The sequence below is a fragment of the Coleofasciculus sp. genome (assembly GCF_046539235.1).
In the GTDB taxonomy this organism is placed as follows: Bacteria; Cyanobacteriota; Cyanobacteriia; order Cyanobacteriales; family Coleofasciculaceae; genus Coleofasciculus.
Genome location: NZ_JBKHHI010000051.1, coordinates 1 through 23,901, shown reverse-complemented (window position 1 = coordinate 23,901; position 23,901 = coordinate 1). Strand labels below are relative to the sequence as shown.

The following is a 23,901-nucleotide window of genomic DNA, read 5'->3' as shown; positions in this document are numbered from 1 at the left end:
TGAATGCTTTCTGCCATTTGGCGAGGATAACCTGCCAAGATTTGTTCGTGCGAAATTCAATGATGAGGTAAAAGGTATCACTATATTCAAAAGCATCGTACATGTAAGTAATATTGGGATGACGAAGATAGAGGAGTTTATTGGCTTCATCGAACCACCGTTCTCGAACCTGTTGGTATGATTGATTTTTCGGCGAAATAACTTTGGCTACTAGGTCATTTCCCCACTCATCCCTACATTCATATACTTTTCCAAAATTACCTTGTCCAATATTGGAACCGATCCAGTATTTACATCCATTGTTTGTATTTAGAATAACTTCATCATAGTGAGGTAGGCGAAATATCTTGGGTGTTTGGGGTGGTGAGAAGTATCGTGGATTGATCATTGTGTTTAACTCTCATTTTTGGCTCGATTATAACAATTCCCTACCCAAGACGAACTCACGTAGAGGAAAGTGGAGTCCACCCCACCCCACTGTGTAGAGACGCGCCATGGCGCGTCTCTACAATCCTGATTCAGCAAGCCCTAATGCAAATCAATCTTATCCAACCAACTCAGTCGCCCGCTTTGTCAAATTCTCAGCTGTTAACCCATTAAACGCCATAATTTCACCCGCACTCGATGCGGTTTCCCCACGCTTCCAGGCAAAAATATCCCGCTTGACGGTACTCCGTAACATCAACGGTTCCAGCATGGCACTGGCACCCCCGGTTACGCCAATTAACGCATCGCCACCAAAGAACTCCTCAAACCTTTGATCATCTAAAAAGTGGCTATCAGGATCTGTACAAGTTTGCCACGCGACATCATGGGGACGATACAAACGCCGGGGACTAATTACGGAAACAACTCGCACGCCAATCCCTTGATTTTCCAGATGAACGGCTGCATCTAAGACGGGAATCAGTGGCATATCGCCAATCACGGCAAATACGACTTTTTTACTCCCTTCCGTGTCATGTAACACCACACCCCCATCTTTTAAGGCTTGACGGGTTTGTTCAAATGTGGTTAATACAGGTAAGGGAGACTTACTCGCTGTAATCGTAATCCCCTTATTCTTCATCGTCAGCGCCCAGTCATAACACACCTGGATACTATTAGCATCACAAGGAAACAAGGGGAACACATTGCCATTCCGCATCATGGCAGCAAAGTAATTTTCAATCTCTGGACGCTGGTGAGTCCACCCATTGCGCCCTTGTTCTAATGCCCCAGCGGTAAATAAGGTAATTGTAGCGGGTGTGGGACGGCGCAATTCTGCCATGGCTTGGGTAACTGTTTGCCATATCGGTAACCCATTAATCGCGAAGGATTCATAGGAACACCACAGAGTACGGGAACCAAACAAGGCTAAACTCGCCGCTAACCCCGCACAAGCATCTTCACTTAAGGGTTCGTACACCTGACCCTTGGGTCCCTGATAATAGAGGTCATCAACGGTAGGATGGAGAATCTTCAGCGCCACGTTAACGTTATTAATCCCAGAGGCGGCATTCCCATCAGCATTAGAAATGATAAAGTTAGGGTCTTGTTTCCCCACATGGGCAACTAACGCCCCCATCGCTGTTGTCGCCACTTGCTTATCACCCTTAATTTCAAATTCGTTTAAGGGTAATGTGCCTAAATCCGGTAGGGGTAATTCCTTCTCCGTCACTACCTGATGTGACGCGGGACCTCCAGCTGCCCGTTCAGAGTTGGTGCGTACCAGTTGCCAAGCCTCTGGGGGTAAGGCACGTTGTTTCAAGGCTTGGACAATCTCTTCATTGTCTAGGGTATGGTAGGCGTAGAGGTTGTGGGCTTTTGCGCCTCGTGCATGGACACCAGCGCCTTTAAGCTGTTTGATAATCAGTACGGTAAGCTTACCGCCCAGGGCAGATTTGGCGGCTTTATCTGTGGCTTCTAATACGGCTTGGGTAAATTCCAAGCGTTTTTCCCAGGAAAAGGCGGTGCTATCCACATATTCACCGGGTTGGTTGGCATCGTCAAAGTCTTTGGCATTGATTAGGATAATTTCTTTAAATCCATTACCTTCCCAATATTCAATCATCTCTTCGTTGGGTTTGGTGGATACCATGCTGTGGTGTTCCTGGGAGTATCCATTCCAAACTAAGATGGGCAGGAAGTTGGTGACATCAGGATAGGCGGTGTTGAAGTGACCAAAACTACTCATTATGTAGGGTTCACCAATCCCCCCGTCGCCAATTGTCACGGGGAAGAGGGTATCCCGGTGGAGTAACGCCCCCGCCATGGCGAAATGCTGCCCTTGTCCCAAGGGTCCGGCGGGGTTGAGGAGTCCAGGAATTTGACCGGATAGGTGTCCGAGGAGTCCATGCATTTCCCGGAAGCGTTCCCGCATTTGTTGCACGGTGGTAATCCCCATGTCCTCTAGGGAACGATCTAAGAACATGGTGCTGTAAAAGCCGGGGGCATGGTGTCCCACTTCGGTAATAATATTTTTGTAGCCCAGCATGATTAATGCGGCGATACCTTCGGCGACGCTGGCAAATCCGCCGGGATGACCGGATGCTTTGGATGCTGTGACTTGCAGGGTTAGGTAACGCAGGGCATCAGCCGCTAGGAGAGTTTGGAAGACAGCCGCCGGGTCAGATGGAGATGCGATCGCAACGTTGCCCTCAGCAATGGCAGGTTTTCCACCATACGTCTCCAAACCTGGTAAGGCTTGCCCAAAGTATTGGATGCCTTCGCAAAAGGCTGGAACGGGTGACGTAGTTTTTGGGGTTGTTGCAGTCATGCTGAGTACCTTAAATAATTGTATCGGTAGATTAACTTTATGAAAATTTTACAATGTTTTGCAACTTACATGTTGTTAAAGTTAATCAATTTTGGGTTATGCAGTGATAATTCCAGGTAATCAGACTGGATTCACGGAAGGAGTTGAATCTGCTTCATAGGATCAGGATTATGTCAATAGGCAGCAACGACGTTTGATTATGCCTCCCTTTCATGGGGAACGGATGCAGGCTTACAGGGGGTTTGCATATGGTGGTACAGGGAGTGCGATACGTTCTATCGAACAGGCTTCGCCAACGCCGTCCTGAGCCAGTGCCTGTCGGTACAGCTAGGGCTTAAGCAGGGGCTGCTAGAGGGAGTCTTGTGGTAGAGACAGGCGGCAACAGTTTCAACATTTGTAAGTTTTAGCTACAACCTATAAAATTCCTAGCTGGGTAAAAATTTGCTTGGTCATCTCAAGTCGCTTTTTGCCGCTGGCTTCCTCTTGTTTCCCTTCGAGATTGAGTGCAAAGAAATAAACATCATCGGATTTCTCTAAGTAGCCAACCAGCCAACCGAGAATATTATCGTCCTCTAAGAAACCTGTTCCTGTCTTCGCGCTCAGTTTGTAGGTATCTGTCTCTTCGAGGACTAAAATATCTTTAACAATATTAGCTGTTCTTTTAGATACCAAAAATTCATCATTGTAAAATTTACGCAAAAACTCTACTTGCTGCTTAGGGGATATTTTTAAGCTGCTTGACAGCCAAAATTTGTCAAGTCCACCGGAGATATCTTGATTCCCGTATTGAAAATGAGCCAGGTATTTTTTCATTTTGGCATCACCCACTTTTAGGGCTAATTCCCGGTAAAACCAAACAACCGAGTATTTCAAAGCAGAACGAAGGTTATTTTCCTGTTTCCAGTGGGGGGGCCACCAATCTTCGGATGGGTATTTTTGGGAATCGTAAGAAACCGTGATCGTCTCATCGGCGATCGCGCCCGTTTCTAGGCTAATTATCGAATTGGGAATTTTAAAGGTTGACAGCGGCGGAAAGTTCTGATTGCATCGCTCCTCGTTGTAGTAAGTGTATTGATTGTTTTGGGGAGCATAAAGAACAAATGCTCCAATCGTGTTGCCAAATATACGGCTTAAATCGGTGATATTAGCCTGACTTGGAGAAACTAAGGGATTGTATAAAAGGATTGAGAATAAAATTGTGATAAACAATCCGAGAAATATGAGTGGATGTTTAAGCTTCATTTGAGTGAGCCTCTTTGTGACTTTCCAGAAAGGGTTTGAGGGTTTGCGGATAACAGTTGGTCAATTATACTACATGGCGGGCGATCGCATCGTTCCTGAGGTTGAGGGGGTAAAAGAGTAGTCAGTCAGAAGGCGCGATCGCTACAATCAGAATAGATCCATAAGCGATTATCTTAAAATCACAAGAGATTACGTACTCCTATGACCGAAACTCAAGATAAACCAATCAATGAATCGACTCCTACGCCAGATGCGAGTCAAACCAAGTCTGGTAATTTTCTGCAAAGTTGGAAATTTAAAGCCGGGTTAATCACCGCAGCAATTGTTTCAATTTTTCTGGGTTTTTTCCTGCTGGTTTTCTTCTGGCATCACATTGTTGCTGGGATGGGGATGAATTCGTGGTCTAGTCGTGCTGGTGCAGAACCCATTGAGTGCATGATGAAAGATACCAACAATGATGGTTATGTCAGCTGTAGTGCCATGCGGAACGGTGACGTGGTTCCCCTAGAATGTGGCGTCAGTATCTTTAATATTGGTTGCCGAGTGAATTATGGCGCGGCTGCGGCTCCATCGTTGCGTTCTTCTCCTAGATAAATGCAGCGTTAGCCTCTGTGATCGGGTTAACCAAGCCTCACATTTGGGTTTTTGGTAGTTGAGTGATGTTTAGGGACATAAAAATGCTCCAAAGACCCAATTGTGCTAGATAAAATTCTGAATTAATTCTCACCTTATATAAAATATAAAGGGCGACTAGAAGTCACAGCTACACAAGCTACACAAGTCCGGAGCCCGGAGTTCAAACTCCGGGCTTATAGCTAAAGTCCATTAAAATGGACTAAAACTATAGATGCTCCCCTTGAGAGTTGGAGAAGGCTAAGGTTCCTCAACTACGAAGGATGAATCATCGGTTAGCCTCACAGTCTATAATGAGAAGCCCGGAGTTCAAACTCCGGGCTTATAGCTAAAGTCCATTAAAATGGACTAAAACTATAGATGCTCCCCTTGAGAGTTGGAGAAGGCTAAGGTTCCTCAACTACGAAGGATGAATCATCGGTTAGCCTCACAGTCTATAATGAGAAGTACAGACTAACGTGAGAACCAAAGACATTGACTTCCCCGATTCCCCCTGAATTCCTGAAAACCTTGACCGACGAACGCGGTGTGTCTGACACTGAACTGGAGGCGTTGTCGTTAGTCCTGACGGGCAAGTCAACTCAGGATGAGATTGCCAGATCTCTGGGGATCACTCCTATCGCCTTGCGGAAGCGACTGGGTGAAGTTTATCGCAAGTTTGAGATTACCGGAACCGGTCCGGGTAAGTTAGTTGAATTGAAACAACGTCTCATCCGTGCTTATCAAACCCATCAAACTCAGTCCTCCCGGCGTCGAGATTGGGGAGAAGCGCCGGATATCTCGGTGATGTATGGGCGTCAAGAGGAACAGGAGAGGCTGAAGCAATGGATTGTTCAGGATAACTCTCGCTTAGTCGCCATCCTGGGAATGGCAGGAATTGGCAAAACTACGTTGGCGGTGAACCTGGCGCAGGATATAGAGGAGGAGTTTGAGTTTATTATCTGGCGATCGCTTAGGAATCCGCTACCCCTGGACACCCTTTTAGCGGATTGGCTTATCGCTTTGGGAAATCAGGAAGAATCGGATTTACCAACAGACTTGAATGAGAGAATCTCGCTATTGCGGGATTATTTAAGCCAACACCGTTGTCTATTTATCCTCGATGATGTGGAGACAATTGTGCGAAGTGGTGATAGATTTGGACGCTATAGTCCTGACTATGAGGAATACGGGTTACTTGTGAGACAACTTGGTGAATCGTCCCATCAAAGTTGTTTATTACTTTGTTCTCAAGAAACCCTGAGAGATATCCGACGCTTAGAAACAACTCGTCCCTCGGTTCATTCCTTACAACTGAACCCCTTACCCGACGCCGCCGCCCGCCAAATTTTAGCCGAAAATGGGTTGACGGGTGAGGAAAAATGGGATAGTTTGATTCGGGATTATCAAGGGAATCCTTTAGCCTTAAACTTAGTTGCAACTACGATTCAAGAGTATTTTAATGGGGATGTGATTGAGTTCACCAACCTGCAAACTATTTTAGTCGATGATATTTTTCGGGAAAACTTAGACCGACAGTTTGAGAAGTTATCGGCTTTAGAACAAGAAATTATACAGAGTTTAGCCAGTCAAGACAAGCCTCTGTCTCTGAGGACGCTGCAAAAAAATAATTCTATCTCGTTTTCGGAATTGTTAGAGGTATTGGACTCCTTGCGGGGACGTTCTCTAATTGAGAAGACTGGGGGTGATGGGAAGAAGACTAGTGAACCCTTTTTTACCTTACAGCCGATTATTAGAAAATATGTGAAAACCTACAAACTGAATGATTTGTAGAGACGTTGCATGCAACGTCTCTACAGGTTAACCCTTCTAAGCTGTCATGCATTTAAATTGGGTATTAGTAGCGGGCAAGATGGGTATTAGTAGCGAGCAAGATGCTCGCACTACAATAATTTCGTCATTATTGACATTAAGGTTTAAATGCCGAACAGCTTACTCTCTTCCCCTTCTACCCTTAACAATCATGTGATTTACTGTATTAATCCTCACTGTAAACAGCGTCAAAATCCCGATCAATTGGAGTGTTGTCAAACCTGCGGTACTCCACTATTAATTCATGACCGATATCGGTTGATTCAACCCCTACGTCGATTAGATTCGCGGAAATATACCGATATCTTTGAGGTGGATGATCAGGGAACCCGGAAAGTGATGAAGGTTCTCAAAGATAATCATGCCAAATTAGTTGAACTGTTTGAACGGGAAGCTTTGACGCTGGAACTGTTAAATCATCCAGGAATTCCGAAAGTTGAGAGTGATGGGTACTTTACGGTTACTGTTAATAATAACACAGAATTACACTGCCTAGTTCTGGAGAAAATTGAAGGACAGAATTTAGAAGCGTGGGCGAAACAGTATGGGACGATGTCTCAAGCATTAGCCCTCAACTGGCTGAGACAACTTCTGGAGATTATTGATTACTTGCACCAAAACCAATTCTTTCATCGGGATATTAAACCCAGTAATATTATTCTGAAGCCGGATGGCAGATTGGTATTGATTGATTTTGGCAGTGTGCGGGAGATTACCGGGACATATTTAGCTAAACTTCGCGGAGATGTTGAATTAACTAAGATTATATCAGAAGGATACACTGCACCGGAACAAAGGCAGGGTAGATGTTTGCCCCAATCCGACTTTTATGCCTTGGGACGCACGTTGGTTCATTTACTTACTAATAAACCGCCTAGTTGTCTACCTATTAATCATAATACAGGTCAGTTAATTTGGCAAGATAAAGCACCACAAATATCTAAACCTTTAGCCGAGTTTATCGATGATTTGATGGCAGATGCGGTGGTAAATCGTCCCCAAAATGTGCAAGCGATCGCGCAGGGGTTAACCCGCGTCAGTTTGTGGTTGCGGGGGTTGGGCTGCTGGGTGCGATCGCCTAAAGGAATTGCAACTATTATTACTCTAGGACTTATAGGAATTGGCGGATATCATATCTCACAACCTTGGCGATTTCAGTATTATTGGAAACAGGGACGAGAAGACCTTATGGAACTTCGCTTAGAGCAAGCTAGAATCAATTTAGAACGAGCGGTTAAAATTAATCCTAATGATGCTACAGTCCGTAGTGACTTGGGACTGGTTTGTCAGTATCAACAAGACTTTAAATGTGCTAAAGAACAATTTAATCAAGCCTTAAATCTAGAGTCAGAGCCGGGAATAACAGCAACAATTCACTACAATTTAGGAGTTCTTTACGAAAATTCAGCAGTCCTTGAAAAGAAATTAGAAGTCCTTGACGAGGATAGCGAAAACTTTGAACAGGCGCTGGCTGAATATAAGCTTGCTATGCAGGATAACGGTTCTGTCGGTATTGATGCTACGAATAATTTTGCTCGTCTACAGATTTGGCAAATGTTTAATTATGACTTAGCGATTAACTTGCTACTCAATGCGTTGCAGCGTACAGAAACCCTTGATTTAGATGAGACAGAAAAAAATAGTCTCCAATCCGTACTCTACAAAAATATCGGCTGGGCATTTAGACAAAAAGCTGACTATCAGCAAGCCGAGAACTATTTGCAAATTGCCATTACTCTAAATAAAACCCAAGCCGCGCCCCACTGTTTACTCGCCCAAGTACAGCAAAAACAAGGCGATGATAAAAACGCACTGATTTCCTGGAAAAACTGCCTTGAATTCGAGTCGAGAGGATTGCCCGAAGTTCAAACCTGGCAAGGTGAAGCCCAGGAATATTTAAATTCACAGTAATTCTACAGAACAACGGTGCGTTACGCTGCGCTAACGCACCCTACGATTTTGTTTATACAAGCAATGTTGCTAGAAATGTAATCGTCAATGTCTATACAATGATATTAATGTCTTGTGCTGCTACCCTGCTTTTGTGTTAATATGAAGTCTAAGGTATTCTTTCCTTTACTCGTCGCATTTACTCTAGCAACGGGAATCGAGAGTATTGTTTGGCAACGCGCGATCGCGGATACCCAAAACCCCAAGCCAATCTGCCCAGAAAATGGCCCTTGTCGTTTCCCTCGTCGCAGTGGTTTGACGGATATTCGGATTATTATTCCGCCCAGAGGTTCGCTGCTGAATCCGCAACCTACCTTATCTTGGACACCGCTAGCCGATACTCAAGAGTATACCGTGCGTTTGTTGCGATCGGGGGAAACTATTTGGGAATTACCGAATGTGCGAGACAGCGAAATTCCCTATCCGGCTAATCAATCCCCATTAACCCCTGGGATTAATTATGAATTGATGGTTGAGGCGGATGGAAAAGCGGGGAAATCGATGTTTAGACTGATGACACCCAGCCAAGCTGAATCCGTGATAAACCAGGTACAAGAGATTCGCCAGCAGAATCTGAGTGCAGATGAAATGGCTTTGCAACTTGCCCAAGTTTACCAAGACTATGACTTGATGACAGCCGCGATTCAAACGCTTACAGAAGCGATTGGCAAGAATAGCCAAAATTTAGAGGTTTATCAGAGTCTGGGGAATTTATATAATCGATTGGAGCTACCGAGAGTAGCAGAATTAGTCTATCAAGAATCCCTAGATTTGGCAAGCAGTCGTCAAGATATTGCCGGACTTGCCCAGGCGCAAATTGGACTGGCGAGATCCTTTGTGGCGCAGGAAAAATTACCGCAAGCTGTTGAGGCGTTAACGGCAGCCTACAGCCATTATCAACAGTTAAATAATGCTGAATTGACTCCGCAAGTTGCCCAGTTTTTAGGCGAAGTTTATGAAATGGACAATAATTATGAAGCGGCGCGGCGTTGGTATCAAGACGCTAAGGTAGGATATGAGGCGATTGGTGATGAACAGCGGATTGAGTACATCGAAAAAGTGATGCAGCGATTAAATTAATTTGTCATTTTTCATTCGTCTGTCATTGACTCACATGCTTTAGACGTAGTGGCGTGACCCAACTAAAATAGGACTTTGTTTGTAGTGATAACTTTAGTTCTCTAACGCCTAGCTGGAGAGGGCTGAAGCCCTCACTACGAAGCAAATCTATCGCACCATTTTAGCTGGGTCAGTCCAGTAGGGTGCGTTAGCGCAGCGTAACGCACCATCTATTAATTTTCTAGGGCTAAAGTTCCCTGATGACGAACTAGGCTAAGGTTCCCCTACTACGAACTTAATTCTACGTTTTCGTAAAGCATTTCAAGCGTACAGTCAAAATTAATGCTAGTTAAGTATAATTCATTTTCTTCTGTATAAGGATGCAGTTCCCAAATTCCTTCAGCGTTGCGTCGAAAACACTCAACATTGATTTGATCGGTACTAATGAGAACGTATTCTTGCAATGTGGGAATGCGACGGTAATGTTTAAATTTTTTACCTCGGTCAATGGCTTCGGTGCTGGGTGAGAGAACTTCGACAATTAGACAGGGATAGCGTACAAATTCTATCGCATATTTGTCCCGTTCGTCACAGGTTACCATGCCATCAGGATAGTGAAAGGGACCATTGTCTGATATGCCAACTTTGGCATCTGAGGATAAGACTTTACACCCTTTCCCACGCAGGTGATTTTTTAAGGCGGCGATCAGGTTAACGGCGATTTCATTATGGGGAATGGTTCCCCCTGTCATGGCGAAAACTTCACCATTGATGTATTCATATTTGATGTTTTGGTGTTTTTCCCAGTCTAGGTAGTCTTGGGGGGTTAGGTAGTTGGGTTGGGGATTGGCAATCATTTGTTTTTTGTGGTTCAGGTGGGTTGAATGTAGAAAGCTGATATTATGTCTGTTAGTATTGGAATTATGTTTTTTCAACGCAGAGGGACGCAGAGGTTAGCGCAGAGGTACGCAGAGGGGTTGAAGGATTTGGGTCAAAATTTTGTAGGATTCGGACATAAGTGGAAGCGATATTAGTTTTTGCAGATAATCGGGATGGCTAGTGGGATTTAGTTCGGGTCAATTCCCCCAAATGCTTCAAGATACTCAAGACGCTATAGAGATCATTTCCGGGTTTGCGTCGCAAGTCGAATTGGCTTGATGTCGCATACTGAGGTATTTCTCCCTGAACTAATTTGACAAATAGGAAACTCCCTCCATTAGAGATCATGCCAAAACTGGGTTGTTCTGGGTGAGGGTTAGCCAGCATATAAGCTAACATCTGTGAGAGTCCGGCTTCAATAGAATAGGCGGCGCGTTTGGATTCGATTACGGCTACCCAAAGGTGTTGCTTGAGGACTAATACGTCTAGTCGCCCTTCGACAATTAAGCCTTGGTTTTCTGTGGTAATATCGACGGATTTTTCGGCTTTGATGTGAAAGGGGAACAGGTAAAAGTCGGCTAAGAAGAGTAGTGGGGCAATTATCGCCATGCGGATGGCATTTTCTAATAGGGGTGGGTGTTTGAGGAGGTTGAAGTAACCCTGCTTTAGTTTGTCTAACATCTGTTTCTCGATGTCAGAGAGTTCGGGGAGATTGTTTTGCCATTCCTGGAAGAATTGAGTATCCTCAACTTCGATTAGACCAAATTGTTGTTCTAGTTCGTCTATGGGGATAACTGAGGCTTGAACTGTTAAAACCATCGACTTACAAGTTATAGCGTTAATATTGGCTATAATAACGCTATTGTAAAACCATTGGTGCGTTACGCTTCCCTACCCTACCCTTTGGGAACGCTGCGCGAACGCTCTCCTCACGATGGCGGCGTGGCACACCTTATTTGATCAATTAAATTCGGCTTGTAGTAAGGGCTTCAGCCCTAGATCCGTTGGGTTTCCTTGCGTCAACCCAACCTGCTTGTAGTAAGGGCTTCAGCCCTAGATTCCGTTGGGTTTCCTTGCGTCAACCCAACCTGCTTGTAGTAAGGGCTTCAGCCCTAGATTCCGTTGGGTTTCCTTGCGTCAACCCAACCTACAACTATTGGTGTGTTACGCTTGGCTAACGCACCCTACAAGCGATGGGGAGTTATTTGATTGTCGGTTGGGTTTACGTCGGAAATATAGCTAGGGCTAAAGCCCTTACTACGAACGATTAAAACCAGTTTCCGGCTAGGATGAATGCTGCCCAATAGTAAGGATGTTGATGGGATGGATTATCGGGATTATTTATAAATTTTCGTTGGGCGTTGGCTAGGGCTTCGGCTTTAGGAATGCTTTGATTTAATTGCTGGTAAAATTCGTCCATTAATTGGGCGGTAGAATCATCACTAACGCGCCATAAACTGGCGACGGTACTACTGGCATTTGCCCTTAATGCGACTCCGGCTAATCCTAAGGCGGCGCGTTTATCACCTGAGGCTGTTTGACAGGCGCTGAGGACTAATAATTGAATGGGTTCGCTGCGGGTTTGTTCTCTCTGTTGCAACAGTTGACCAAATTTTTCTACGGGGATTTTCTTATCCCAAGCGTAGATGACGGTTTTGGTTACATCTGAACTAAATTCGCCGTGAGTGGCTAGATGAATTACGGAAAATGGATGGTCAATCAGTTGGTTTCGGAAGTTGGTTTGGGTAAATTGTTCGTTTTGTAGAAGTTGGCTGGGAACGGTGTTGTGAATCTGATGTAGTTCCTCCCAGACACTGGATAAGGCGGGTAATTTGGGTGGGTAACTATCGGCTTTTTTATGAATTCCGGCTAGTAGTCCTTGCCAATGGGTTGGGGATAAGGGGTTGAGGTTGGGTAATTGTGACCCTAGGCTAACGGTAATATTATAGGTTTCGACTAAGTAATGTTGACCATCGTGGAGAATGGAAATGGGGAGATTTTGTAGGGTGCTATCGAGAACAAAGACTAGGGTTCCGGTTTGGGGTAAGTCAGCACTCGCTGATTTGAGTAGCCAGTTATAGAGTTTTTGGGCTGGGGGTAAAATTAAGCGGTTTACTGGATTTTGGGGGTCATCTAATTGTTGGCGTAAGTCGTAGAGGGTTTGGCTAAAGTCTTTGGCAGAAACTTGGGTGGTATACCGATAAACGTTTTCTGGAGATGAGTCAGATTTGGGCAATTTAACTAGAACTTCGAGGCGGTCTTCGAGTAAAATGGGATAAATAATTGCATCCGGCGGATTGTCACTTTGGTCAATGGAGACTAAGTTGGTAAAACTACAGCGGAGAAAGTCTTCGAGTTCAGCGAGTTGTAGGGCTTCGCTAATGCGTGTGGCTTGACTGAGATGGTCGAGATTGGCGTCGGGTTGTAATAATATTTCTAGGAATTCTTGATAAATGGGTCGCACATCGTCTAAAAAGGAAAACTGCACGCCGGGGTTGATGGCTAATAAATTCCGGCGCACGGAATCCAGTAGGTTAATCGAGGCGTCGTAAGCATGAATGGCGTTTTCTTTTTGCTGCTGTTGCCAATAAATTCGTCCCGATTGCCATAACCATTTATAGGCTAAGTCTTCGGCGTCAAGGGATTGGGCTAAACCCAGGGCTTGATGGGTTAAGTCTTGGGCATCTTTCCACTGTTGATTGTATTCGTAAATGTGACCTAATGTACCCAGGGCTTCAGATTTTGCCCGTTGGTTTTGCAGGGATTTTGCTTGGTTAAATGCGGTTTGGCTATAATCCAGGGCATGACTAAAGTTTGGGTCATATTGGGGTAAGTGCAGTAAATCTTGGGCAAAGGTGAGTCGGCTATAAATAGCGATTTTACTGGGGGGTAAGTTGGCAAGGGGACTATTGAGTAATGTCTCGACTTGGGATTGAATTTGGGGGGTAAATTCGGCTGGGTTGGCGGTTGTATCGGTTTTTTCTAGGGTTTGTAACCACTGCTGAAACTCGATTAATAAACGGAGTCGATGCAGTTGGGCTTCTAGGGGTAAGGTGGTGGAGTCGGTGTTGATGGCGGCGGCTTGCTGATAGGTGTTTAATGCAGCCCTTGCCAATTCTTTGGCTTTGTCGCGATTCTGGGTGATATTACTTCTCTCCCATAAGTCTTTGGCTTGGCGGTATAAGGCGTATTCGGTTTTGCCTAAACTGAATAATGTGGCACTTTGGTTGGATGGAGAGTCGATTTGTTTGGCTAAGTCTAAGGCTTGGTGTAAAATATGGTTTGACTCTTGCCAATGTCCAACGAGGCGGAGAACATTTCCTAGGTGGCGTAAACCGACAACGGTAAACGCGGGTTGAGATTGCTGGGTAAAGGTGTTAACGGCGGCGTCTAATTCGCCTGATTCAGATAAGTTGCAATGGTTGTCTACCTGGAGGGCTTGCAGGGAAATCTGACAGGCGCGACGATAGAATCCCAAGGCTTCCATGGCTTGGGCTTGGTTGAATAGGCTACCTGTCACGCCGATGTCATCATCGAGTTGTTGATAGGTTTGCGTGGCTTGCTTCCAGGTGGCTAATGCAGATTCCGCCCGCCCTAAGGCTAATTCTAGACGACCTCGGTGATTCAGGGCTTGAGCATAAAGGCGCGATCGCTCTCCTGATTCTGCTACGGTATCTAATAGAGTCAGACTGGCTGTGATGGCGGCGTCGGCGTCTGTCCATTGGTGGAGTTTCTGATAGGCTAAGGAGAGATAACTCAAGGCTTGGGCGTGATGCAGGGTATCACCTTGGCTTTCATAGCCTTGGGCGGCTTGTCGCCAGAAGTGAATGGCTTGTTGATACTCTTTGGCGGCGTAAAAAGTTCTCCCTTGGGTTATAGATTGTGCGGCGGATTGGATAGGGGGGGTAATTGGGTTACTTTGGGATAAGACAGGGGGGATACCGATGAATAGGAATAATCCGAGGATAAATCCAATCAGTAGATGGCGATTGTTATTTGTCATTCGTCATTTGTCCTTTGTCATTTGTCATTCGTCATTCGTCATTCGTCATTCGTCATTTGTCATTCGTCATTCGTCATTCGTCATTTGTCATTCGTCATACTCGCTTCGCGAGAAGCAAGCTACGTCATTTGTTGTTTTGGAAGCCGTAGTAGGGTGGGCATTGCCCACCAACATACCAGTTAGTGACATTTAGGTTAACTCTTGAATTTTGGCAATACTTAATCCGGTTTTTTGACTGATTGTTTCAATATCTAAAACATCGAGGAGTTCACGGGCAATGGCAATCGCTTTTTCCCGCATACCGTCGAGTTTGGCTTTGCGAATCGCATTCTGACTATCTTGAATAAAAATCTCTCGCTTCTCCAAGGCTTCTAATTCCCGTTTAGTTAGTTTACTCTGTCTGGCAATGGTAAATGCCTGTTTCAAAGGGGGAATCGTTGCCATTGTTTGCGGCACGTCTTTTAAGGTGTTGGCGAATTTGAGGAAGTAAAGCCATTTGTCGGTTAAGCTTTCTGATTCCTCCAGGGTTTTATTGAATTTGGGTAATTCGACAAAGACTAATTCAATGTCATCGGTATAATCTGTTAAGGTTTCTTTCTCCTTGAGGCAATAGCGAGAGATGATTTTGGCATTGTTGGGAAACATCTCAAAGTCGGTAATAGTTAAAGCAATCACCGGATTCAACAAGTTGTAATCTTCCCCAACGCCTAATTGAATCGAAAATGCTTGAGCGGCATTATACAGGACTCGTTTCTCAAAGCCTAAAACATTGAGTACCTGCATTTCAATGATGACAGTTTTGTTTCCAGTGATGACGGCTTTCACATCTAAATAGGAATCCTTGATTCCCTGGATGCGAGGGGATTGATAAGGGTCAAGGATTTCTAGGTCTTGAATTATCTCCCGTTCCTGATACAGAATAGCATTCAGGAAACTCATCAAAATCTCCTTACTTTTCTTCGAGCCAAAAATTTTCTTAAAAGCAAAATCAGTTTTCGGATTAATAAACGTCATCAATCATCCACCTCCTATTTATTTCAGAACCATCAACCCCTCCCCTCCCCACCACTCAATCCCTCTCTTGACCTCTGCGTAAACCTCTCTTGACCTCTGCGTTAAAAAATACATAGCCTTGCTCAAATAGAGGTACATGAGGGCGCAAGGATGGTGTCCCTACTTTTCAAGAGAAGTTTACAAACCTGAGTCGGGGCGGGTTTAGTCACATCTGGGTGCAACCAAAAAGATAGTCGTGAAACCCGCCCCTACAGATGTGCCAAATACCGTGAAAAGTTAGATTCAGCAGTCCCTCATTATTATCCCCCATCTATCACTTAACCGCACTCCGACAATTAATCGGATTTTGCCAACCCGGATGAGGGGTAACGTTGGGGGCTTGGGCGGTGAGAACGATTGTTCCATCGGGTAATTTTATCCAGCCTTGGGCTTCAATTATTGGGGTTGAACGAGTCTGGGTTACAGGTTCAATCTTGGCTGGGCGATTATCGTTACTAGGAACTAGGGGACGCAAATCTTCCCACACATTATCGGTTCCCGTTACTTGGGAAATTGTGGGAGGAACACCGCCGCGTCCACTAATAATAAAATGGCTGGGAGTTTGGTCAGAACCCCCTTGACAGAAATTGAGAAAATCGGGTGGGGAAGCTGGGGGAGGTAATTGCAGTAATCCGGTGTTGGGGTCAATTTCTAAGGTGTCGAGTTCCACGACTCCTTGTTCGCCAAATTCGGAACTGGCGGTAATGTCAGACAGGGGAGTGAGGCGAGAGCGAAATTCGAGTCCATAAATTTTGTTGGCGGTGATATCAACTCTTCCCCCATTCCCAAAGAAGGCGTTGGCGGTAATATCGCTATTTTCCCAGGGAAGTCCGACAATAAAGGGTGAATTAATCCGGATATTGCCCCCATTTCCCCCAGCTTGGGCAGTTCCGGCGGTGGTGGAAATTGAACTGTTATGGCGCAGGAGTAGTATATCGTTGACGTTGAGGGTAATATTGCCACCTTCAGTTGCTTCAGTTTCAGCGATAATAGTACCCTGATTCTCTAATGTTATTTTGTCTGCTGTGATTCCTATATTCCCAGCATCTCCTGTGGCTTGACTAATCGCTGGAATCTCAAGATTAGATAAAATATCCAACAGCAATGCGGGAATTGTGGGAACTCTTACTTGTGTCGCACCCCCAGCCGCTACGGTAACTCTGGCTTGTTCCTGTACAATTAAATCTTGTGTGTTAATTGTCAAGTTCCCAGCTTGACCAGTGCCAAAGGTTTGGGCATACAAACCACTAGATAAACCTCTATCGGAACGTCCCCGGAGTTCAACGGAAGCAGCGTTCACGATTAAATTTCCTCCTTGACTTCCCTGACTATCTTGACCAAAGGTAGATGTTGAGGCTATCGCGCCATCCTCCACAATCAAGTTTGTGGTGTTAATTGTTAAATCTCCAGCATTACCAATGTTACTGGTATCGGTAAACAAGCCACTTGGAATTTCATCACCGTTGCTCAAGATACCTGTTCCACTGAGTTGGACTGTTGAAGCGTTTACTGTTAAATCTCCTCCCTGACCTGATGTGGTTGTGGAAGCAGTTGCGATTGCCCCATCTTTTACAATTAACTGATTGGTATTAATCGTTAAATTTCCTGCATCTCCCGGATTAAAATTTCCATTGGTTAGGGCGCTAGTTGTTAATGCACTGGGAAATATTCCATCACTACCGATTAATTGAACAGACTCCGTAGCCTCAACGATTAAATTTCCTCCTTTACCTTGACCAGAGGTTAAAGCTGATACTCTGGCACCATCCTGAAGGATTAAACGGTCAGTTTTAATCCTTAATTCTCCAGCATTTCCTATCTCGTAAGCTTCCGTTAATATTCTGGCTCTCCCTTGAAGATTTAACTCTGGAGTTTCTACGAAAACATTTCCCGGTTCACCACTACCGTCAGAGGTAGCAAACAAACCCGTTGAATTTCCAGTCGGTAATGAATCAGTCAGGTTGACTGATTCAGAAGCCTTTACCGTGATATTTCCTCCCTGATTGTTACCAACTACTCTAGAAAGTAATCGGGCACCATCAGCGAAAGAAACTGATTGTGCTGTGACGTCAATATTACCACTGTTGCCCGTTCCTGCATTATTCGTGGAGTCGATAATCACTCCCGTGGCATTGACTACGCTATCGCTATTAATACTAATCTCGCCACCATTTGAGGTAATTCCTCCCATCAGATTAATATCGCTGGTTGCGTCTAAGATAACTCGCCCTCCTAGAGTTTCAATATTGACTGTGGTGATACTGCCATCTGACAGTTTTACAGAAGTCGTGAAAGAGGGTAAAGTTGAGCTATTATCCGGTGGTGTGACTGGGGGTGTTGAGGAAACTTCCGCCACTACTTCGATATTATCGATCCCCCAGTTTTCATTTTCAAGCACTTCTCCGGGTGGTAATTTAGAAAAATCGATTTGTAGAGAGTTTGATGTGTGTGCTAAGGAAAAATCTATCGTGTAAATTGAGTCACCGAAGGTTAAGTCTTGAATATCAGAAGACGTGTATCCCAATTCGTCTATGTGAGCAGCCGATTGATGGGACGGATGTTCTCCTTCAAGATAATCATCAGGAAATGACTGTTTACTGTTGACATTACTAAACGTTGCGTTTACCCACACATTATCATCAATACGTAACTGCCAAACATCTGGTCCACTAATCGCCGAGGTATCGTTACCGTCCCATGATCCTATAATAAATAGATCAAAAGATCCCGTTACATTGGCAGGTGAGGGAAGATTATTAAGTGTTAAGCTTACCGTTTCTTGACCAAAGGGTCCCAGGAAAGTTGTATCGATTGTGCCTTCGTCGGGTGTTTTGTCTGTTTTTGTATTAGACCATTCTGAACCAACTGCTTCTTCAAAATCATTCTCATACTCGAATGTGGAGTTGGTTGGCGGTGGCTGGGGTGGCTGTGGTAGATTTGGCGGAGTTACCGGATATTTTAGATTATCAACTCCCGATCGCAGAATCAAGGCTGGCTCACTTGTCAATATAGCAATGTCTGGGTCAGTGGGGTCATTCGTATCATTTAAAGATATATCAGCTTGAGTAATTATGATATTTCCTGTCTTGATGCTTCCGGTGGCTTCGATTAACAGTGAAGCGCCTGTATAATCCCCCAGAATTACATCTCCATCTACACTTATAATCGGATCATAGTAACTCCAAAATTCCCCCGGTTCCCCCGCTAAATTCAGAATCGAAAACTGACCCCCACTGGCAAAATGAGCATCCCCAGAAATGACCCCATCACTAATTAAACTTAAATCCCCACCACTCTGAAATGGCATTCCTGGATGATTCAATGCCAGAATATCAATGCCTTGATTTCCTTGAATATAAAGATTCCCGCCTGTATGGGCAATAAACGGAGTTTCTACAGTATCCCGCACCCGTACCGTATCGCCAGCCAACAGGATTAAATCTCCAGCGGTGACTAACTGACTTTCTTCTAAAATTAAATTATTATTCGCCAAGAAAATAGCCGACTGCGCCAATCCATCCCGCACTGTTGCATCTCCAGTTAATGCGGCTATCTCTAGGTATCCGGCGGGGGCGGCTAATTGTCCGGTACTGCTAATTGTTCCGCCAACTAAGGTTAAATCTTTACCTACTTCTAGATTCCCTAAATTGGTAATCGCGGCTGAGTTTTGACCCCCCGCTACTTCACCATATTGCAACCCCAAGGGAACATTAATAGTGAGTAATGGCGGTGCTTCTGGATTGGTTGCACTGAAGATAGTGCCATTCTCAAATACCACCCCATTGGCTGTACTCCCGATAAACGAACCCCGGATGTCTAATTGAGCATTTTCGCCAAAGAGAATTCCATTGGGATTGATCAAAAATAAATCGGCTGCGCCATTGACGCCTAATGTCCCCAAAATGTCAGAGGGATCAGTTCCGGTTACTCGACTAAAAATGGCTTTGATTCCGTCAGGATTAGCAAAATAAACCCGTTGTCCTTCGTTAATATTAAATTCTAAAAAGCTATGAAATAAGGCTGAACCTCGGCTGGCGCCATCCTGAATTAAATCGGCGGTTATTCCATCGATAACCACCCCATTCGGTAGGATTGAGGATTGTTCAGCGCCTAATGTGGAATCGGGTGTAATCTGGGCGAGGACAGGGTTGCAGGGGAGGAAGAAGAATGACGCGATCGCGCCCCAATAGCCTAAACGCTGTAAGCCTTGATTGATGGTCATCATAGCACCCTCTTTGATTTGAGATTTAGGTGATTCCTAACCTGATATTTATTTTATTATGTTCTGTGTCCTGTGTCCTGTAATCCTGTAACCCTGTAACCCTGTAACCCTGTAATTTTGTAGGGGCGAGTCGCTGCACTATCGTTACCGGGAAATCCATTAATTGACCCGACTCGCCCTCCTATCGTTACCGGGAAAACCCTTGGTTGTGTTGAGGAATTCTCGTCGTTAGTTCATTCCTGATTAAGGATAACTTGGTGGGTTACAGCGGATATCTAATTAAAGGGTTTGTTTTGTCAATTGAGTACCGCCTAACCCACCCTACGGATCTACGGGTTGAGGGTTGATTGGGGTCTATAGGACGGCACATTTTCCCATTATATAAAACTACCTAAAATTACAGCCAAAGTCAAGCACTACTTCTATCTTTTTAGCAGCGATTCCTCCTCTGATATGTTAGGAAAACCTTAACCTTGGTAGGATTGAGGAACGTTGAGTCCTCTAGATTTGAAATTTAGGTCATTCCTAACCTGATATTTATTTTATTGTGTTTTGTGTCCTGTAATCCTGTAATCCTGTAATCCTGTAATCCTGTAACCTTGTAGGGGCGAGTCGCTGCACTATCGTGACGGGGAGAGGCATTAATTTACCCGACTCGCCCCACTATCGTGACGGGGAAATCCATTAATTTTGTTGAGGAATCCTCGTTGGTTTACCTGTTGCCAACGATAACTCGGTGGGTTAGGTTTGATGGCGAATTAAAGGGTTTGTTTTGTCAATTGAGTACCGCCTAACCCACCCTACAGATTCCGGTTGATCGGGGTCTATAGGACGGCACATTTTCCCATTATCTAAAATTACCAAAACTCTCCCGAAAAATCAACCCCTAATCCTATTTTTTTTCGCCGCGATTACTCCTGTGATGGGCAAACAAAACCGGAACCTCGATAGGATTGACGAACATTCAGAACTTCATGTCGAATCGGGCAGAATCTGGGCAAGACTAGGGTGACAAGGGATGGTGAGGGAGGAAAGCGATCGCGCTTCCATATCCTATACGCTGTAATCCTTGAATTCTGTAACTTTGTAGGGGTTCCTCGCTGCACTATCGTTACTGGGAAATCCATTAATTGTCTCGACTCGCCCTCGTCGTTGGTTTACCTGTTGCAAAGGATAACTCGGTGGGTTAGGTTGGATAGCGAATTAAAGGGTTTGTTTTGTCAATTGATTACCGCCTAACCCACCCTACGGTTTACGGTTAATTGGGGTCTATAGGACGGCACATTTTCCCATGGTATAAAAATACCTAAAATTAGCCAGAAAGTCAAGCCCTAATTTGGTCTTTTTTGGGTCAATGTCCCTTTGACTTACAATTAAAGCCTGATCGTTTGTAGGGACACGATACTATCGTGTCCCTGTCTTGGATCAATCGCGGTTCTAGATGATCGTGAAGTCGAAATGGGTGAGAGTGTTAGCTTGAACGCCTGTTAAGGTGGCAAGCTGTTCACCACTGTCCTGAATCGTAAGCAAGGTGTCATTTTCTTGGCTATTGGTGCCTTGGCTAATTGACAGATCCTCAAAGGTAATTCCGCCGGTTAAACCAATCCAATCCATGCCCACGGTAAAGTTGAAAATGGTATCTGTACCTGCACCCGAACCGAGGATAAAGGTATCCATACCCGTTCCACCATAGAGTTGGTCATTTCCTGCACCGCCATCGAGGATATCATCGCCACTCCCGGCGTAGAGTTGGTCATTCCCAGCACCGCCTTCTAGCCAGTCGTAACCGGAACCGCCTTTGAGGAGATCATCGCCATCACCGCCAATTAGGTAATCATCGCCGGATTGTCCTAATAGGGTGTCCATCCCATCACCGCCTTCGATGTAGTCATGACCCGCACCACCATCTAGGTAATTCGTTCCCTGTTGACCGTATAATTGATCATCACCGTTACCCGCTAACAGGTGGTCATCGCCGGAACCTCCCTCTAGATAGTCGTCACCCTCGCCACTCTCTAATACATCATCCCCGGCTTGTCCATAGAGTTGGTCATTACCTTGACCTCCCAGAAGCTGGTCATTATCCGCACCACCATCGAGGTAATCATCATCGGTTCCGCCCGTGAGGATATCTTCACCGTCTTGACCATAAAGTTGGTCATTACCGCGATCGCCTGCTAGGGTATCATTGCCTACACCGCCCTCTAGGTAATCGTTTCCATCGTTCCCCTCTAGGGAATCATCGCCTTGTTGACCATAGAGTTGATCATTGCCGCGATCGCCGCTAAGCTGGTCATTGTCTAAGCCGCCTTCTAGGTAATCATTCCCGGAACCGCCGTTTAAGATATCGACACCAGATTGACCGAAGAGTTGGTCATTATCGTCACCGCCATTAATCTGATCATTGCCACTTCCGCCATCCAGATAGTCGTCCCCTGTTCCACCGTCCAGGGTATCATTGTGATCACCGCCCCAAATGAGGTCATCGCCGGAACCGCCATTAAGGATATCGTCACCCGTTTGACCATAGAGTTGGTCATCCCCGGAACCGCCTTGCAATAGGTCATGATCTGCGCCACCGTCGAGGACATCTTCACCCTGACGTCCGTAGAGGCGATCGCGTCCTGTGCCACCATAGAGTTGGTCATCCCCAGAACCGCCGTCTAAATAGTCGGTTCCGGCTTGTCCAAATAAGGTATCATCACCGGCTTCACCCCGAAGTTGGTCACTTCCATCCCCGCCATCTAACCAGTCATTCCCTTTCTTCCCATAGAGGCGGTCAAATCCGTCATTCCCCAGCAGGTGGTCATCACCCGCACCGCCGTTGAGGAGGTCATTGCCAGAATTCCCTTCTAAGGTATCATTATCATCGTTCCCATAGAGGCGATCATTTCCCTCACCCCCCGATAGCTGATCATTCCCATCGCCACCCTGGAGGACATCGGTTCCCGCATCTCCGGATAACATATCCGCGTCATCGCCACCCCAAAGGGCGTCATTTCCGACACCACCCGTTAAGGTATCAAATCCGGCGCGACCATATAAGGTATCATTCCCGTCATCTCCATTCAGTTGGTCACTGCTATCGCCACCATCCAGGAGATCATTGCCATCGCCACCGTTGAGAGTATCGCGATCGCGTTTACCATAGAGACGGTCATTTCCGGTATCACCTGTGAGTTCGTCTTCTCCATCTCCGCCTTCTAGGTAATCGTCGCCAGTGCCACCCTCTAGAGTATCATTGCCTTGTTGACCATAAAGTTGGTCATTGCCTGCATCACCACTGAGGAGGTCTTCACCTGCACCCCCATCCAGGTAATCATTATCTGCGCCACCCTCTAAGGTATCATTCCCAGCATCAGCATAGAGTTGGTCATTTCCTGCGCCACCGAGAATCTGGTCTTCCCCTTCCCCAGCATTGAGATAGTCTACCCCAGCGCCGCCATCTAAGGTATCATTCCCTTGGCGACCATAAAGGCGATCGTTATCGTCACCGCCTGCTAATTGGTCATTCCCTAAACCGCCGTCTAGGTAATCAAAACCTGCGTCACCGGATAACTGGTCATCTCCCTCTCCCGCGTCTAAACGGTCATCGCCGCTACCGCCATTTAAGGTATCATCCCCAGCTTCTCCGTAGAGTTTATCGTTATTTTCACCACCAGATAACTGGTCATTCCCGTCTCCGGCTTCTAGATAGTCATCCCCGGCTTGTCCGATAAGTTCGTCGTCTCCGTCATCACCATAGAGTTTATCTTGACCTGCGCCACCGTCTAGGGTATCGTTACCAGATTGTCCATAGAGGTCATCATTCCCGTCGCCACCATTGAGGAAATCATCGCCAGCGCCACCATCCAGGTCATCGTTTCCAGCTTGACCCAAGAGTTGGTCGTGATCATCGCCACCACTGAGGTTATCATCCCCAGAACCGCCATCGAGGGTATCATTCCCAGCCTGACCCAAAAGTTGGTCATGATCAGCGCCACCACTGAGGCTATCATCGCCAGAACCGCCGTCCAGATAATCGATTCCGGCTTCAGCAATCAGTTGGTCATCGCCGTCGCCACCTTCTAAACGGTCATGTCCATCGCCACCATTGAGGAAATCATTTCCGTCTTGTCCGTAGAGGGAGTCATCCCCGGCGCCAGCTTCTAAATGGTCATCCCCCGCGCCAGCATCTAAGATATCATCCCCTAAGCGTCCAAACAGTTGGTCATTTCCGGTTCCGCCAAACAGGATATCATTCCCTTCTCCTGCATCCAGGTGATCATCTCCGGCTTGTCCGTAGAGTTG

General features: G+C 45.6%; 13 protein-coding genes. 4 read left to right on the top strand and 9 right to left on the bottom strand.

Translation table 11 applies throughout. The annotated features are described in order from the left end of the window. The 3 genes from ACLFWI_RS07100 to ACLFWI_RS07090 form a co-directional block, all read right to left on the bottom strand. The coding region (locus ACLFWI_RS07100) for a protein kinase domain-containing protein (protein WP_446412347.1) at nucleotides 1-388 on the bottom strand (388 nt) is incomplete at its 3' end. Between the two features lie 156 nt (nucleotides 389-544). After that, nucleotides 545-2,758 carry a phosphoketolase gene (locus tag ACLFWI_RS07095; RefSeq protein ID WP_446412346.1) on the bottom strand — a complete coding sequence of 738 codons (2,214 nt, stop codon included), beginning with the start codon at nucleotides 2,756-2,758 and terminating at the stop codon, nucleotides 545-547. 414 nt (nucleotides 2,759-3,172) lie between these two features. Further along, nucleotides 3,173-4,000: a penicillin-binding transpeptidase domain-containing protein gene (locus ACLFWI_RS07090; protein ID WP_446412345.1), complete on the bottom strand. Its 828-nt coding sequence runs from the start codon at nucleotides 3,998-4,000 to the stop codon at nucleotides 3,173-3,175. A gap of 201 nt (nucleotides 4,001-4,201) precedes the next feature. Here ACLFWI_RS07090 and ACLFWI_RS07085 point away from each other — a divergent pair, with 201 nt between their 5' ends. The 4 genes from ACLFWI_RS07085 to ACLFWI_RS07070 all read left to right on the top strand — a co-directional run bounded on the left by ACLFWI_RS07085 (nucleotide 4,202) and on the right by ACLFWI_RS07070 (nucleotide 9,475). Then, nucleotides 4,202-4,594 carry a hypothetical protein gene (locus ACLFWI_RS07085; RefSeq protein ID WP_446412344.1) on the top strand — a complete coding sequence of 131 codons (393 nt, stop codon included), beginning with the start codon at nucleotides 4,202-4,204 and terminating at the stop codon, nucleotides 4,592-4,594. A 513-nt stretch (nucleotides 4,595-5,107) separates the two neighbouring features. Continuing rightward, the gene (locus ACLFWI_RS07080; protein WP_446412343.1) at nucleotides 5,108-6,406 is read left to right on the top strand and encodes an NB-ARC domain-containing protein; all 1,299 of its coding nucleotides are present in this window, start codon (nucleotides 5,108-5,110) and stop codon (nucleotides 6,404-6,406) included. 147 nt (nucleotides 6,407-6,553) lie between these two features. Next, the gene (locus tag ACLFWI_RS07075; protein ID WP_446412342.1) at nucleotides 6,554-8,356 is read left to right on the top strand and encodes a protein kinase domain-containing protein; all 1,803 of its coding nucleotides are present in this window, start codon (nucleotides 6,554-6,556) and stop codon (nucleotides 8,354-8,356) included. A 141-nt stretch (nucleotides 8,357-8,497) separates the two neighbouring features. Further along, nucleotides 8,498-9,475 carry a tetratricopeptide repeat protein gene (locus ACLFWI_RS07070; protein WP_446412341.1) on the top strand — a complete coding sequence of 326 codons (978 nt, stop codon included), beginning with the start codon at nucleotides 8,498-8,500 and terminating at the stop codon, nucleotides 9,473-9,475. A 266-nt stretch (nucleotides 9,476-9,741) separates the two neighbouring features. On the opposite strand, the gene ACLFWI_RS07065 is transcribed toward ACLFWI_RS07070, so the two are convergent. From ACLFWI_RS07065 to ACLFWI_RS07040, 6 genes are all read right to left on the bottom strand, one after another. Beyond that, on the bottom strand, nucleotides 9,742-10,311 hold the full coding sequence (locus ACLFWI_RS07065; RefSeq protein ID WP_446412340.1) for a Uma2 family endonuclease: 570 nt from the start codon (nucleotides 10,309-10,311) through the stop codon (nucleotides 9,742-9,744). Nucleotides 10,312-10,510: 199 nt separating this feature from the next. Further along, nucleotides 10,511-11,152 carry a restriction endonuclease subunit R gene (locus ACLFWI_RS07060; RefSeq protein WP_446412339.1) on the bottom strand — a complete coding sequence of 214 codons (642 nt, stop codon included), beginning with the start codon at nucleotides 11,150-11,152 and terminating at the stop codon, nucleotides 10,511-10,513. A 448-nt stretch (nucleotides 11,153-11,600) separates the two neighbouring features. Continuing rightward, nucleotides 11,601-14,336 (bottom strand): CHAT domain-containing protein, encoded by a 2,736-nt coding sequence (locus tag ACLFWI_RS07055; protein WP_446412338.1) that lies wholly within the window; start codon nucleotides 14,334-14,336, stop codon nucleotides 11,601-11,603. A gap of 189 nt (nucleotides 14,337-14,525) precedes the next feature. Next, complete coding sequence (locus ACLFWI_RS07050) at nucleotides 14,526-15,350, bottom strand: Rpn family recombination-promoting nuclease/putative transposase (protein WP_446412337.1); 825 nt, start codon at nucleotides 15,348-15,350, stop codon at nucleotides 14,526-14,528. Nucleotides 15,351-15,663: 313 nt separating this feature from the next. Beyond that, entirely contained in the window at nucleotides 15,664-19,614 is a 3,951-nt protein-coding gene (locus ACLFWI_RS07045; RefSeq protein WP_446412336.1) for a two-partner secretion domain-containing protein, read from the bottom strand. Nucleotides 19,615-21,048: 1,434 nt separating this feature from the next. Then, nucleotides 21,049-23,901 (bottom strand): calcium-binding protein (locus ACLFWI_RS07040; protein ID WP_446412335.1); only part of this gene is annotated, 2,853 nt, incomplete at its 5' end.